The sequence below is a fragment of the Ornithinimicrobium carbonis genome (genome assembly GCF_050703245.1).
Classification (GTDB): Bacteria; Actinomycetota; Actinomycetes; order Actinomycetales; family Dermatophilaceae; genus Ornithinicoccus.
On record NZ_CP192647.1, the window covers coordinates 1,287,518 to 1,302,435 of the forward strand.

At 74.8% G+C, this 14,918-nt stretch carries 12 protein-coding genes; 8 read left to right on the top strand and 4 right to left on the bottom strand.

Going from position 1 to position 14,918, the window contains the following annotated elements; all coding sequences use genetic code 11:
• Positions 1 to 29 precede the first annotated feature (29 nt).
• Complete coding sequence (locus ACQ95T_RS06535) at positions 30 to 2,204, top strand: PKD domain-containing protein (protein ID WP_431473669.1); 2,175 nt, start codon at positions 30 to 32, stop codon at positions 2,202 to 2,204.
• A 213-nt stretch (positions 2,205 to 2,417) separates the two neighbouring features.
• Here the strand turns inward: ACQ95T_RS06535 and ACQ95T_RS06540 are convergent, their stop codons facing one another.
• Genes ACQ95T_RS06540 through ACQ95T_RS06555 form a run of 4 tightly spaced genes read right to left on the bottom strand, consistent with a single transcriptional unit; the run spans position 2,418 to position 5,962 of the window.
• Entirely contained in the window at positions 2,418 to 2,876 is a 459-nt protein-coding gene (locus ACQ95T_RS06540) for a response regulator (protein ID WP_425940390.1), read from the bottom strand.
• Positions 2,877 to 2,885: 9 nt separating this feature from the next.
• On the bottom strand, positions 2,886 to 4,364 hold the full coding sequence (locus tag ACQ95T_RS06545) for a sensor histidine kinase (RefSeq protein WP_425940391.1): 1,479 nt from the start codon (positions 4,362 to 4,364) through the stop codon (positions 2,886 to 2,888).
• Entirely contained in the window at positions 4,357 to 5,007 is a 651-nt protein-coding gene (locus tag ACQ95T_RS06550; RefSeq protein ID WP_425940393.1) for a response regulator, read from the bottom strand. The genes ACQ95T_RS06545 and ACQ95T_RS06550 overlap by 8 nt, the downstream gene beginning before the upstream one ends.
• Before the next feature lie 22 nt (positions 5,008 to 5,029).
• The gene (locus ACQ95T_RS06555; RefSeq protein ID WP_425940395.1) at positions 5,030 to 5,962 is read right to left on the bottom strand and encodes an AfsR/SARP family transcriptional regulator; all 933 of its coding nucleotides are present in this window, start codon (positions 5,960 to 5,962) and stop codon (positions 5,030 to 5,032) included.
• 490 nt (positions 5,963 to 6,452) lie between these two features.
• Between ACQ95T_RS06555 and mraZ the strand changes: the two genes are divergently transcribed.
• The 7 genes from mraZ (at position 6,453) to murD (ending at position 14,874) form a co-directional block, all read left to right on the top strand.
• On the top strand, positions 6,453 to 6,887 hold the full coding sequence (gene mraZ / locus ACQ95T_RS06560) for a division/cell wall cluster transcriptional repressor MraZ (RefSeq protein ID WP_425941015.1): 435 nt from the start codon (positions 6,453 to 6,455) through the stop codon (positions 6,885 to 6,887).
• A 236-nt stretch (positions 6,888 to 7,123) separates the two neighbouring features.
• Positions 7,124 to 8,254: a 16S rRNA (cytosine(1402)-N(4))-methyltransferase RsmH gene (gene rsmH, locus ACQ95T_RS06565; protein ID WP_431473670.1), complete on the top strand. Its 1,131-nt coding sequence runs from the start codon at positions 7,124 to 7,126 to the stop codon at positions 8,252 to 8,254.
• Positions 8,251 to 8,799 carry a hypothetical protein gene (locus ACQ95T_RS06570; RefSeq protein WP_425940399.1) on the top strand — a complete coding sequence of 183 codons (549 nt, stop codon included), beginning with the start codon at positions 8,251 to 8,253 and terminating at the stop codon, positions 8,797 to 8,799. The genes rsmH and ACQ95T_RS06570 overlap by 4 nt, the downstream gene beginning before the upstream one ends.
• A gap of 77 nt (positions 8,800 to 8,876) precedes the next feature.
• Entirely contained in the window at positions 8,877 to 9,578 is a 702-nt protein-coding gene (locus ACQ95T_RS06575; protein WP_431473671.1) for a hypothetical protein, read from the top strand.
• A 110-nt stretch (positions 9,579 to 9,688) separates the two neighbouring features.
• Positions 9,689 to 10,720, top strand: a complete 1,032-nt coding sequence (locus ACQ95T_RS06580; protein WP_431473798.1) for a peptidoglycan D,D-transpeptidase FtsI family protein — start codon at positions 9,689 to 9,691, stop codon at positions 10,718 to 10,720.
• On the top strand, positions 10,721 to 12,238 hold the full coding sequence (locus ACQ95T_RS06585; protein ID WP_425940403.1) for a UDP-N-acetylmuramoyl-tripeptide--D-alanyl-D-alanine ligase: 1,518 nt from the start codon (positions 10,721 to 10,723) through the stop codon (positions 12,236 to 12,238).
• The gene (murD, locus tag ACQ95T_RS06590; protein WP_431473672.1) at positions 12,238 to 14,874 is read left to right on the top strand and encodes a UDP-N-acetylmuramoyl-L-alanine--D-glutamate ligase; all 2,637 of its coding nucleotides are present in this window, start codon (positions 12,238 to 12,240) and stop codon (positions 14,872 to 14,874) included. The genes ACQ95T_RS06585 and murD overlap by 1 nt, the downstream gene beginning before the upstream one ends.
• Positions 14,875 to 14,918: the final 44 nt, after the last annotated feature.

A 14,918-nucleotide genomic window follows, 5' to 3' on the forward strand; every position in this document is an offset into this window, starting at 1 on the left:
CATCCCCACCACCACCCGAGGAGCTCGACATGACCACCATCCACGACCCGGCCGGGCGACGCCTGCCCGGGTCCCTCCTGAGGCGCCGGACGGTCGCCGTGCTCGCCACGGCGGGCGTGGTCGCCACCGGCGCGACCGTGGCGCTGGCCGAGGTCACGGTGCCCAACCCCACCAGCCTGTCCGCCGTGGGCCCCGTCAGCGGGGAGCACGGGTACCCCACGTGGTACCGGGACAGCGAGGGCCTGCGCCTGGAGCAGTGCCTCGACCTGGAGGACCCCTACTGCGACCCGGCGTTCCTGCGCGGTGAGATGCCCGACCCCGAGTCCCCGATCAGCTTCCCGGACAACTGGCCGCTTGAGTCCTTCTACTTCCTGGCGGGGGCCGAGATCGACATGCCGACCGGCGGCAAGGGGGTGCTCGTCTACGGGCTGGAGGCCACGATGGCCAACGAGGCCACGGTCGACGGTGACCAGGTGGTCTTCGGCCGCGTGCGCTTCGACCTCGACCTCCCGTCCGGCGGGACCTACGAGGTGGTCCACCCCTACGGCGTGGACACGTTCACCGTCACCGACGCGGAGGCGGACGGCTTCCGCTACGTCGAGGACATCACCCCGGCGCCGGGCAACTTCGGGCTCGCGCTGCGGTCCCGGATCAATCCCTTCCTCGTCGGGGTGGACGGTCTCATCGAGACGCCGGACGGCAACCGCTACGTGGGCGACCCGGCCGTGCCCACCCGCGTCACGGGCAGCCCGCACGGGACCAACGAGTTCCGGGTCGACCAGCTGCTCGACGACGGCACCCGCGCGACGGTGGCGGCGACCGACCAGTTCTCGCTCATGGGCAAGGTGTCGACCAACTCGGGCATCGACCCGCAGGGAGCGTTCTACGCAGAGGGTCCGTCCGGTCGCTGGCTCGACGTGCACGCCGTCACCGACGTGAACGAGTCGGTCTCGGTCGAGGGCGAGGGGGTCGTCAGGACGACCCTGGACGCGGACGGGGGACGCTACTTCGGGCGCCTGCCGCTGCCCCAGACCGTGCCGGGCACCGTGACCTTCACCAACGACAGCGACCGCCCGGTCGCCACCCGCACCCTGCCGGTGACCGACCGGGTCACCGTCACCACGGCGACCTACGACACCGCCACCGACGAGCTCACGGTCACGGCCACCTCCAGCGACGAGGTCGACCCGCCGGTGCTGACCGTCGACGGCCTCACCGACGCCGCCGGGTCGCCCGTCGTGCTGACGGGCGGCACCGTGACCACCACGACGACGGCACCGCCGGCGTCGGTGACGGTGACCTCGGCCGCCGGCGGCAGCGCGACCACGCCCGTCACCGTGACGGGTCCCCAGGCCGCCCAGGCCATGCCGACCGTGGCGATGATCTCGGGGCCGACGGAGGTGCTCGTGGGCCAGCCCGTCACCCTGACCAGCGCCTCCCACAACGCCGACAGCCTGCTGTGGGACCAGGTCGCCGGGCCCGACGTCGGGATCGCGGGGCAGACCGGGCAGGAGGTCACCTTCACCGCCCCGGCCGAGGAGACCTCGCTCGCCTTCACCCTCACCGCGGTGGGCAGCGGCGGGACCCACACCAGCGCCTCCTACGCGGTCGCGGTCGTCACGGAGGCCACCCCGCCCCCGCCGCCCGCCGGCCCGGTCGCCACGGCCACCGCCTCGCCGGCCGAGGCTCCCCTCGGACGTCAGGTCACCGTCTCCGCCGCGGACAGCACCGGTGCCACCGGGTACGCGTGGACGCAGACGGCCGGGACCTCCGTTCCTCTCGCGGACCCCACGGCCGCCAGCTTCACGTTCCCGATGCCGGCGAGCGCAGAGCCGCTCGTGTTCGAGGTGACGGTGACGGGGGCCGACGGGCAGACCGCCTCGTCCACCGTGACGGTCACCCAGGTCGTGGACCAGCTCACCGTGGGGCAGGCGCAGTACCGCGCCGACAAGTCCGAGTGGCGCGTGTCGGGCACCGCCAGCGTCACCTGGAACAACACGGTGAAGGTGTGGGTCCGCAACGCCGACGGCACCAAGGGCGCCCTGGTCGGTGAGGGACTCGTCTCCGCCCCGGTGGCCCCGGCGACCACCGGTGACTGGGGCATTCGTGTCCGCGGCGGGGTCAACCCCGGTGCGAGCACGCAGCTCGTCGTCGAGTCCGTGCGCGGAGGAACCCTCCAGGGGGTGACCTTCCAGCGCCGTTGACGACGGGGTGGGCGGCCGCGCCCGGCGCGCGGCCGCCCACCGCCCGGCCCCACCCCTGGCCGGGCGGGAGGGTCGTCGGTCCGATCGGACCGGCGGCCCTCCGTCGTGCCGGCCGGGGGTGCGCGGCGGACGACGCGGGGCCGGGTCGAGGAGGGCCGGACGGGGGCGCAGGAAGGTGCGGGTCCCAGGTGGGGGGCGGGCGAAGGACCGGGGTCAGGCGCAGGGGCGCGCGAGGTCGGGGCGCACGGGGCGGCCGCCGCGGGCGGCCTCGAGGACCGCGTCGACGACCGTGCCGGGGGAGGCGTCCTTGAGGACGTACCCGACCGCGCCGGCGCCGACCGCCTCGTCGACGAGCACGTGGTCGGCGAAGGCGGTGAGGACGACCACGCGGGCCTGGGGCCACCCCGCCAGGATGGTGCGGGTGGCCTCTACTCCGCCGAATCCCGGCATCGCCAGGTCCATCAGCGTGACGTCGGGACGCTCGTCGAGCACGGCGCGGACACCGCCCGGACCGTCCTGCGCCTCGACGCAGACCTGCAGGCCGGGGGTGGCGTCCAGCACCATCCGCAGGGCCGCCCGCACGAGCGGGTGGTCGTCGACGAGGGCGATCCGCACCCCGTCGGAGAACGGTCGCGGCATCTCGGGAGTGCCGGCAGGGACGTTGTTGTCCACCCCGACAGGTTAGCCGGACCGACCTTGCGTCGACCTTGGGCCGTCGACGGGCCGGGCGTCCGAGCGGCCGCCCACCCTGTGCCAACGCCGGCGGACCGGCCCCGGGTCCATGGTGACGAGGAGCTGGGCCCCGCCCGAGGGGTGGCGCCGCAGGATCAGGCCGCCGCCGTGCTCCTTCGCGGTCTGGCGCAGCAGCGAGAGGCCGACGTGCTCCCCGAGGGTCTGGCCACCCTCCTCACCGTCCCCTTCCTCCCCGCGGGCGGTGCGGGGCACCGCGTCGGTGAGGAACTCCGGGACGTCCACCACGTCGGTGGGCGGGCCCGCCCCGTCGTCGACCACCGACACCCGCACCTGGGCGCGGTCGATCGTCACGGTGACCGTCACCCGCTCGGCCCCGGAGTGGCGTACGGCGTTGCGCAGCCCCTCCCGGACGACCCGGTAGACGAGGGACCGGGCCGGGTCCTGCAGGTCGTCCACGCTCTCGCTCAGCGCCAGGTCCACGGCCAGTCCGTGGGTGCGGCCCCGGGCGGCGAGGGACTCCAGGGCCGCGGACAGGCGTCCCCCTTCCAGGGCCGGCATCCGGGCGTCGGCGATCATGGCGCGCAGGTCGGCCACGTCACGGGTCACCGCGTCGGCCGCCTGGTCCAGGAGGGGTCGCACGGCGGAACCGGGCGGCAGCTGGCCGCGCACGGTGGGGATGAGGTAGCCCAGCCCGGAGAGGTCCTGGACCACGCCGTCGTGCAGGTCCTGCCCGATCCGCCGGCGCTCCAGCTGCTGGACGGCCAGCGCGTGCCGGGACAACCGGGCCCGCTCGGCGTCCACGCGGCGCGCGGTCGAGAGGGTGAGCGGCAGGACGAGCAGCTGGAAGAGCAGGAGCGACCCGACGGTCAGCGGAAGCAACCGCTGCAGGACGTGCGTGCGGGTGCCGGCCAGCTGCGAGGTGGGCCAGTACCACTCCAGCAGGAAGGGTGTCCCGTCAGTGCCGGCCGCCGAGGCGTAGACCTCCAGCACCTGCTCCTCGCCCCCGCTGCTGCCACCCGCGTGGATCGAGGACACGTAGTGGGACACGGCCCCGGTCGTGCCGAGCAGGTCGACCAGGTCGGGGTCGAGCGGTTCGACCGTGCCGACGGCGGAGGGGTCGTCGGCCCACAGCACCCGCCCGTCCCCGCCCCACAGGACGGCGTGCACGATCGACTCGTCGCGCAGCCGCTGGTCCATCGCCGCGGCCAGGGAGCTGTCGACCGGGGCGGCCCCCACGTCGGCGTCGACCAGGGGAGCGGCCACGAAGCGGGCGAACGCCAGGGTGCGCTCCTCGGCCTCCCGCTGCGCCGACGACCGGGCGATCCAGCTCGCGACCGGGACGGACAGCAGCGTGAGCACGAGCAGCCCGGAGAGGCTCAGTGCGGTGAACCGGACCATGGCGGCCCGCACGACGCTGGTCCTGCTCAGGGCACGACCGCCCGCGCGCTCGAGGTCCCGGTCAGCCACGGCCGATCCTCACCAGGCCCTGCCCGACCGCCTCGGCCACCACGTCGGCGGCGCCCCGCACGCCGAGGACGTCGGCGATGCGGTCCACGTGGGCGCGGGCCCGCTGCGGGGACACGTCGAGCTCGCGGGCGAGCCCCTCGGTGTCCATCCCGGCGGCGAGCAGGCGCAGGAGGGCACCGTCCTCCGGGGTGAGACCCAGCGCGGCGAGCCGGTCCTCCACGCTGGGCGCCGGGGCGTCCAGCCCGGGGCCCACCTCGAAGGCCCCCCGACGGGCCGACCGCAGCACCGCGAGCAGCCCCGGGAGGTCGCCGTCCTTGGCGAGCACCGCGCTGGCGCCCGCCCGGGCCGCGCGCTCCACCAGTCCGGCGTCGGCGAACGCGGTGAGGACCACGACGACGGCGGCGGACAGCTCGTCCACCAGCCGACGGGCCAGGGCGACGCCGTCGCCGTCGGCCAGCCGGGCGTCGGTGACGACCAGGTCGGGCCGGTGTAGCGCGGCCAGCTCCAGCGCGGTGCGCGCCTCGTGCGCGGTGGCGACCGTCCGCAGGTCGGGCTCGGCGTCCAGCGAGGCGGCCAGCATCTGGGCGAAGATCCGGTGGTCGTCGACGACCAGCACCGTCCGGACGGCCGCGGGCGTGGTCATCGGACCGCCCTGGCCGTCCCGGTCATCGGACCGGGGCCGGGCCTGGACGTCGCTCACCGGTGAGCGCCGCGGCGGCCGCGAGGGAGAGCTCGGCGTCCAGCTCGGGGGGCCTCGTCCCCGGGGTGCGGTCCAGGGTCTCGCGCAGCAGCCGCAGGGCCAGCTGAATCTGCGTGGTCGGGTCGGCGGCCGCCCGGGGGCCCCCCTCGTCGCGCAGGATGGTGAGGAACAGCTGCTCGGTGGCCGGGCCGGGCTCCTCGCCCAGGTCGTCGAGCATCCGCCGGCGCAGGCAGCTGTAGGCGTGCACCGCCTCGGCCCGCCGCCCGTCCCACCACAGGGCGCGCATCAGCTGGGCGACGGCGGTCTCCGAGACGGGGTCGTGCGTCACGGCCTCCGTGGCGTGCCGGACTCCGCGGTCGGGGTCGCCGACCGCCAGGGCCGCACGGGAGGCGCACACGTGCAGCCGGGTGGCGCACACGGACCACCCGACCCGGGCCTGCTCGGCCCAGGCTGCGTAGGGCTCGTCCTCGAGGAGCCGGCCGCGGTCGGACAGGGCCAGGGCTGCGTCGGCGTCGGCGAGCGCGAGCGCGGCCCGCTCCCGGCAGGCCCGTCCGACGTGCGCCCGGGCCTCGGTCAGGTCGACGCCCACCCGGTCGGCGTCCAGGACGTACCCGGAGGGGGTGGTGGCCAGGGCCGAGGTCCGGCCAGGGCCCAGCTCGGCCTTGCGGCGCAGGACGCACACGTCGCTGTCCAGGGCCTGGCGGTAGGACGGCGGCGGGCGCCCGTCCCACACGAGCTCGGCCAGCCGGTCCTTGGGCACGGGGTGGCCCAGCTCGAGGGCCAGCAGGGCCAGGATGCGCCCGTGCTTGCCGACGAGGTGGACGGCGCGCTCCGGCGACCCGGCACCGACCACGCTCGTCGGCCCGAAAAGACGCACCCGCGTCGTCCGTCCTGCCATCGTGACCCCCTAGGTCCGACAGGTTCGATGAGAACTCTCTCATCGTAGGGCTGCGCCGTCGTTGCCGTACAGAGGTTTTCGACCGAGTTCATCCTTCCGGACGAGCCGCTCGCCACCACCGTCCCCCGCTCCGCCACACCCCCGTCCCCCGCTCCGCCACCCCCGTCCACCGCTCCGCCCCACCTCCGTCCCCCACTCCGCCCCACCCCCGTCCCCCACTTCACCCCACCCGGGGGCACGGAGGGGTCCCCCCGCCGACGGCGACCCCGTCCCACCTGGGACGACGTCCGCCGCCGGTTGCTGCGGGCCCCGCCTGGCCGCGCGCCGGCAGCAGATCTCCCTCCACCCGCCCCCATGTGCCCTGACCTGGGCAGAAACGGCATACTGGGGTGAAAAGGGCGCGGTATCCCCTTGTGGGGGGAGCAAAGTGGAGTATGGTGGGGCGCACTGGAGCAGGTACGGCCCGTCGAGCGAGAAGGGGGTGGTCCGAGTGCTCTTCCTCGGGACCTACACGCCCAAGCTCGACGACAAGGGCCGGCTCATCCTTCCGGCGAAGTTCCGCAAGAAGCTTGAGGACGGGCTGGTCATCACCCGCGGGCAGGACCGCTGCCTCGTCGTCTACGCCCAGGAGGAGTTCGAGCGGATCGCGCTGCAGTGGCAGAGCACCCCGACCTCCTCGCGGGCCGTCCGCGACTACCAGCGCGTCTTCCTCTCCGGCGCCTCCGACGAGGTGCCCGACAAGCAGGGCCGGGTCACCATCCCGCCGATCCTGCGGGAGTACGCCGGCCTGAGCGCCGACTGCACCGTCATCGGCGCCGGCAACCGCGTCGAGGTCTGGGACAGCACCGCCTGGGAGACCTACCTGGCCAGCACCGAGGACGCCTTCGCCCAGCAGTCGGAGGAGGTGGTGCCCGGACTCATGTGACCCGGTGGCTCCCGCCGCCTGGATCCTGGTCTCTCCCCGTCCGCCCGTTCCGACGCCACTTCCCCGGCGCCGGAGCCCCGGGAACCGGACGCCGGCACGACTTCCCCCGTGCCGGACCCGACCGCCGCACCCGACACCCCTTCCCCGGTGCCGGGAGGGCACCCGGGAGGACGGTGGGGGACCAGGACGCAGGAAACGGGGGCCCCGGGCTCCACCTGGACGCCGGGCCGACCCCCATGACGCACACCAACGACGAGGCCCCCGACGCAGCCGCTTCGGGCGCGCGCACCCCCGGGGCGGGCGCCCCCACCGGAGACGCCCCCACCGGAGACGTCCCCGCCGAGGCCGTCCCCACCGAGGACCGGCACGTCCCCGTCATGCTCGACCGCTGCGTCGAGCTGCTGGCCCCCGCGCTCCAGCACGAGGGGGCGCTCTTCGTGGACGGCACCCTGGGCATGGGCGGGCACACCGAGGCGGTCCTGCGGGCCTGCCCGCGCGCGACCGCCGCCGTCGGCATCGACCGCGACCCGCAGGCGCTGGCCCTGGCGAGCACCCGGCTGGCCGCCTTCGGCGACCGCTTCGTCCCCGTCCACGCCGTCAGCGACGACCTCCCGGGCGTGCTCGCCTCGCTGACCCCGCCCCGCGGCCGCGTCGACGCCGTCCTCTTCGACCTAGGCGTCTCCTCTCTGCAGCTGGACGAGGTCGACCGGGGCTTCGCCTACCGCACCGACGCGCCGCTGGACATGCGGATGGACCAGTCGACGGGGCCGACGGCGGCCGACGTGCTCAACACCTACGACGCGCGCGACCTCGCGCACGTGCTGCGGACCTTCGGCGAGGAGAAGTTCGCCCGGCAGATCGCCCGCGCGGTCGTGCGGCGGCGCGAGACCGAGCCGTTCACCACCTCCGGCCCGCTCGTGGAGCTGCTCCACGACGTGGTCCCGGCGGCCTCCCAGCGCTCCGGGGGCCATCCGGCCAAGCGCACCTTCCAGGCGCTGCGGATCGAGGTCAACGCCGAGCTGTCCGTCTGGAGCCAGGCGCTGACCGCGGCGCTGTCCTCGCTGGCGGTCGGCGGCCGGATCGTCGTGCTGTCCTACCACTCGCTCGAGGACCGGATCACCAAGCGCGGCCTGGCGGCGGGGGCCACGAGCACCGCCCCGCCGGGCTTCCCCGTCGAGCTGCCCGAGCACGCGCCCTGGCTCCGGCTCCTCGTCCGCGGCGCCGAGCAGGCCGACGAGGTCGAGACCGCCCGCAACCCCCGCTCCGCCTCGGTGCGCCTGCGCGCCGCCGAGCGGATCCGTCCCACGCCCGACCAGCCCCCGACGACGAGCAGCGACCCCCGCGACAACCCCGAGGTGCAGCGATGACCCAGATGACCGTCGGCGCCCGGCTCGGCCGCGCCGCAGCCCCCGCCTTCCCCGGACGCCTGCCGGGCCTGGACCGGGTGACCGCCCCGCGCGGCCGCTCCGGCGGCGCCACCGCGGCGATCGCCCTGCCCGGCGTGCGCACCTCGCGCACCCGGGTGGTGGACGCCGCCCCCGCGAGCGGGCACACCGCATACCGGCTCCTGTGCCTGTTCGTCATCATGGCCGCGGTGAGCGTGGTCCTGGTCCTCAACACCCACCGGGCGGAGGGCTCCTACGTGCTCGGTCGGCTGGCCGCCGAGCAGACCGCGCTGCACGACCAGAAGGTGACGCTGCAGGCCGAGCTCGACCGGCTCGAGTCGCCCGAGACGCTGGCCGAGAGCGCGCGCCGGCTGGGCATGGTGCCGGCCCCCTCGACCGCGACGCTGCGGCTGTCCGACGGGTCCATCACCGGCGTGGCCTCCATGAGCGACGGCGGTCGCACGATTACGGTTGACCTGCCCGCGACGGGCGTGGCGGACCCGGCCGGGACGGCCGCCTCCGACTGACCGACCGACCTCCCGACCGACTCCCGAGGTGATCCAGTGCAGCAGCAGCACGCGGCGGGAGCCGGTCCCTCGGGGCCGTGCACCCCGGGGTGGGCCATCCGCGCACCCGCACGCGGATCCTGCTCCTGGCGGTCCTGCTCGTGCTCAGCCTCTTCGCGGCCCAGCTCGTGCGCCTGCAGGGCCTGGACGCCGCGAGCGTCTCGGCCGCGGCGCTGGACGGGCGCCTGAGCGTCACCGCCATCCCCGCCCCGCGCGGATCGATCACCGACGTCGACGGTGCCCAGCTCGCCGTGAGCGTCGAGCGCCGCAAGATCATCGCCGACCCGACCCTGGCCGAGGACTACGTGCTGCGCGACGACGAGGGGGAGGTTCTCGCCGAGGGGTTCGCGGCGGTCGCCCAGGTCGTCGCCGAGGTGACGGGGGAGAAGGAGGCCGACGTGCTGCGCCGGCTAGAGGAGCCGCTGGGCGAGCAGTACGCCGTCGTCGCCCCCGACGAGTCGCCCGCGACCTGGCAGGAGCTGCGCTCGCGCAGCGTCCGCGGGCTGTCGGCCGAGAACGTCATGCGCCGCGACTACCCCCTCGGCGAGGCGGCCGCGCGCCGCTCGTCGGCTGGATCGGGGCCGGGGAGATGCCCGCCGGCGGCCTGGAGCTCGTCCACGACGAGAAGCTCACCGGCACGCCCGGCGAGGCGGTCTTCGAGGTCGGCCGCGAGGGGGAGCGGATCACCACCGGCCTCTACCGCGAGGAGGAGGCCCGGCCCGGCCAGGACGTGCGGCTGACCCTGGACGCTGACCTGCAGTGGTACGCCTACGACGCCGTGCGCGAGCGGGTCGAGGAGGCCGGGGCCCTGTCGGGGTATGCCGTGATCCTGGACGCGCGCACCTCCCGCGTGCTGGCCCTGGCCAGCTACCCCACCTTCGACCCGGCCGACGACACCCAGGAGTCGGAGGAGATGCGCAACGCCGCGGTCGAGGACGTCTACGAGCCGGGCTCGACCGCCAAGGTCATCACCGCCGCCGCGGCCCTGGAGAAGGGCCTGGTCGAGATGGAGACCCCGATCGAGGTGCCCGTGCGGCTGCAGCGCGGCGGCACCTCGTTCAAGGACGCCGAGGAGCACCCGCTGCGGCACCTGACCTTCGCCGGCGTGCTGGCCCGCTCCTCCAACATGGGCACGATCCTCTACGGCGAGGACCTGGAGGACCAGGAGCTCTACGACTGGATGCGCCGGTTCGGCGTGGGCACCACCCAGGGCCTCGGGCTGCCCGGCGAGTCGGTCGGCCTGCTGCCCGAGCCGGGCACCTGGAGCGCGACCAGCCGCTACACCATGATGTTCGGCCAGGGCGTCTCCTCCACCCTGCTGCAGCAGGTCAACGTCTTCCAGACGATCGCCAACGACGGGGTGCGCGTGCCCCCCTCGATCGTGGCCGGCACGACGGACGCCGAGGGCCGCTACAGCGAGACGACGGTGCCCGAGGGTGAGCGGGTGGTCAGCGAGGAGACCGCCGAGACGCTGACGACGATCATGCAGCAGGTCGCCAGCACCGGGGGGACCGCCCCGGCCGCCGCGATCGAGGGCTACCACGTCGCCGGCAAGACGAGCACCGCCGACCGCTACGACCCGGAGAAGGGTCGGTACGAGGGCGTGACCAGCTCGTTCATGGGCTTCGCCCCGGCCGACGACCCGCGGTTCGTCGTCGCCGTCGCGGTCCAGCGGCCGACCCGGATCCACACCTTCGGCGGCGTCATCGCCGGTCCGGTGTTCAGCAAGATCATGCGCTACGCCCTCGTCAAGGAGGGGGTCGAGCCCGCGACCACGCCCCCGCCCACCGTGCCCCTGGAGTTCTCCCCGGGAGAGCCCGCCCCCGACGGTTCCGGTGCGACACTGGGTCAGATCGCGATCCGAGACGAAGGGACCGACTGAGTGATCCCCCTGACGCTCCACGACGTGGCGCGGGTGACCGGTGGGCGGATCGTCCCCTCCACCGACGAGACGGCGCTGGTGACCATCACCGGCGCCGTCGTCACCGACTCCCGGGAGGCCGGACCGGGAGGCCTGTACGTCGCCCGGCGGGGCGAGAGCGCCGACGGGCACGACTATGTCGAGGCGGCCGCCCGGCAGGGTGCCGCCGCCGCGCTGACCAACCGCCCGGTGGACGCGCTGCCGTGCGTCGTCGTCGAGGAGGACCCCGCCCGGCTGTCCGAGCGGCCCGACCGGCCGCCCTACGACGCCGTGACCCGCGCGTTCGCCGCGCTGGGCCGCGAGGTCGTGGACCGGTGCACCGCCGCGGGCGGCCTGCGCACCGTCGGGATCACCGGCTCCTCGGGCAAGACCTCCACCAAGGACCTCATGGCCCAGGTCCTGCAGCGCCTGGGTCGGACCCTGGCCCCGGAGGCGTCCTACAACTCCGAGGTCGGGGTGCCGCTGACCGTGTGCCGGCTCACCGAGGAGACCGACTTCCTCGTCGCGGAGATGGGAGCCTCCGGCCGGGGGCACATCGCCCACCTCACCGCGGTCGCCCCGCCCCAGGTCGCGGTCGTGCTCAACGTCGGCAGCGCCCACCTCGGCGAGTTCGGCTCCCGCGAGGCGATCGGCGAGGCCAAGTCCGAGCTGGTCCAGGGGCTGTCGCCGGGCGGTCTGGCCGTGCTCAACGCCGACGACACGGTCGTGTCGGAGATGCGCCGGCACGCCGACGCGGCCGGGGCGCGGACGGTGCTCGTCGGGCTGTCCCCGGACGCCGACGTCCGCGCGACCGACGTCGCGCTGGACCGGCAGGGGCGGGCCTCCTTCCGGCTGCACGCCCGCCCGGTCGAGGGCGGTCCTGAGGCCACCGGCCCCGAGGGGCTGCCCGTGAGCCTGCAGGTCGTGGGGGAGCACCAGGTCGGCAACGCCCTCGCCGTCGCGGCCGTCGCGGCCGAGTGGGGTATGCCGTGGGCCGACGTCGCCGACGCGCTCGGGGCGGCGCAGCCCCGGTCGCGCGGCCGCATGGAGGTGACCCGGCGCCCCGACGGGGTCACCGTCGTCAACGACGCCTACAACGCCAACCCGGAGTCGATGCGCGCCGCCCTGCGGACCCTGGCGTCGATGCGCCGCCCGGAGGGCCGGACCGTCGCCGTCGTGGGCGGGATGCTCGAGCTCGGGCCGGACAGCGACGCGGAGCACGCCCGGGTGGGAGCCCTGGCCGCCGAGCTCGGCACCGACCACCTGGTCACGGTGGGCGACCTCGCGCGGCCCGCGGGCGCGGCATACACCTCCGGCGGCGGAGCCGCCACCACCCACGTCGAGGACCGGCACGTCGCGGCGCTGCTGCTCGGGCAGCTGCTGGGACCCGGGGACGTGGTGCTGCTGAAGTCCAGCCGCGACTCGGGGCTGCGCCTGCTCGGGGACGAGCTCGCCGCGGTGGGTGGCCACGCCGCCTCCGCCCGCGAGGAGAACGCCTGATGGTCAACGTGCTGCTGGCCGGGGCGGTCGCGATGTTCCTCGCGCTCTTCGGGACCCCGCTGTTCATCCGCTTCCTCGTGCGGCGCGGCTACGGCCAGTTCATCCGCGACGACGGCCCGACCAGCCACCACACCAAGCGTGGCACGCCGACGATGGGTGGCGCGGTGATCATCGGCGCGACGGTGTTCGGCTACGGGATCTCCCACCTGCTGCTCATCCTGCTCGACCTGTCCGGCGTCGTGGAGGTCACCCACAGCCGGTTCACGATCAGCGCGCTGCTCGTGCTCTTCCTCATCACCGGGCTGGGCTTCATCGGCTTCCTGGACGACTACACCAAGATCGCCAAGCAGCGCAGCCTGGGGCTGACCTCGCTGGAGAAGCTCGCCGGGCAGACGCTCGTGGCGGTGATCTTCGCGATCCTGGCCCTGCAGAAGCCCGGGGACTCCACCCGCAGCCCGGCCTCGACGGCGATCTCGTTCGTGCGCGACACCTCCTTCGACCTGGCCGTGGCCGGTCCGGTCATGGGCACGATCCTGTTCATCGTCTGGGCCAACATCCTCATCGCCGGCGCGTCCAACGGGGTCAACCTCACCGACGGGCTCGACGGCCTGGCGACCGGCGCCTCGGTCATGGTCTTCGGGGCCTACTCGATCATGGGGATCTGGCAGTACAACCAGAACTGCCAGCTGGCCCCCGGCCCCAACTGCTACGACGTCTCCGACGCGCTCGACGTGGCGGTCGTGGCGGCCTCGGTGGCCGGGGCGAGCTTCGGCTTCCTGTGGTGGAACGCCTCCCCGGCCAAGATCTTCATGGGCGACACCGGCTCGCTGGCCCTGGGCGGCGGGCTCGCCGGGCTGGCGATCACCACGCACACCGAGCTGCTGCTGGCCGTCCTCGGCGGGCTGTTCGTCATCATCACCCTCTCGGTCATCATCCAGGTCGCCTCGTTCAAGATGACCGGGAAACGGGTCTTCCGGATGGCGCCGCTGCAGCACCACTTCGAGCTGCTCGGCTGGGGCCGAGGTGACGATCGTCATCCGGTTCTGGATCATCGCCGGCATCTGCGTGGCCATCGGGCTGGGGCTGTTCTACGGCGAGTGGGTGGCGAACCTGTGAGCGACCCCCTCTCCGAGCTCACCCACCGCGACGCAGCCTGGGCTGACCTGCGCGTGCTCGTCACCGGCCTCGGCGTCACCGGCTTCGCCGCCGCCGACGCGCTGATCCAGCACGGGGCCCAGGTCACGGTCGTCGACGCCGGGTCGCCGGGGGAGAAGCAGGAGACCCAGGCCGGGATCCTCGGCATCCTCGGTGCGGACGTGCGGCGGGGCCCGGACCAGGTGGCGGGGTGGCCGACCGACCTGCAGGTCGACCTCGTCGTCACCTCGCCCGGCTGGCGCCCCGACCACCCCGTCCTGACCGGTGCCGCCGACCGCGGGGTCCCCGTCTGGTCCGAGGTCGAGCTCGCCTGGCGCCTGCGCCCCCGCGTCGGCGCGGCGCCCTGGCTGGTCGTCACCGGCACCAACGGCAAGACCACGACCGTCCAGCTCCTCGCCTCGATCCTGCAGGCCGCCGGCCTGCGCGCGACGGCCGTCGGCAACGTCGGCACGCCGGTCCTGGACGCCGTGCAGCACCCCGAGCCCTACGACGTGCTCGCCGTCGAGCTGTCCAGCTTCCAGCTGCACTTCACGCACACGATGAGCCCGCTGGCCTCCACGGTGCTCAACCTGGCCCCCGACCACCTCGACTGGCACGGGGGGCTGGAGGCCTACGCCGCCGACAAGGCCCGCATCTACGACCGCACCCAGGTCGCCTGCGTCTACAACGTGCAGGACCCGCGCACCGAGGCCATGGTCGAGCAGGCCGAGGTCGTCGAGGGCTGCCGGGCCGTCGGCTTCACCCTCGGCGTGCCCGGTCTGTCGATGGTCGGCGTCGTCGAGGACGTGCTCGCCGACCGGGCCTTCGTCGAGGAGCGTGCCACCTCCGCCGCCGAGCTGGGCACCCTCGCGGACCTGGCCCAGGCCTCCGGCGGCGACGGGTCCACCCCCGCCCCGCCGCACCTGGTCGCCGACGCCCTGGCCGCCGCCGCGCTGGCCCGCGCCGCCGGCATCGCCCCGGTCGCCGTCCGCGACGGCCTGCGCGCCTTCCGCACCGACGCCCACCGCACCACGATCGTCGCCGACGTCGACGGCATCACCTGGATCGACGACTCCAAGGCGACCAACCCGCACGCCGCCCAGGCCGCCCTGGCCGCGCACGAGCGCATCGTCTGGGTCGCCGGCGGTCAGCTCAAGGGCGCCGACGTCGACGAGCTGGTGCGCCGGGTCGCCGACCGGCTCAGCGGTGCCGTGCTGCTCGGGGCCGACCGTGCCCTCGTCGCGCAGGCGCTCGCCCGACACGCGCCGGATGTCCCCGTCCACGACGCCGGGGTCGCCGACCATGGGGACATGGACGGCCTGCACGCGCTCATGGACCGGGTGGTCGCCCGGTGCGCGGCGCTGGCCTCCCCGGGCGACGTCGTGCTGCTCTCGCCGGCCGCCGCCTCCCTGGACATGTTCCCCAGCTACGGCTCCCGCGGCGACGTCTTCGCCGCCGCCGTGCGCCGGCACCTGGGCCTGGGCGGGCAGGAGGGGGTATGACGACCACGACCCGTCCCCGGTCGGCCGGCGGCCCGTCCGCGTCC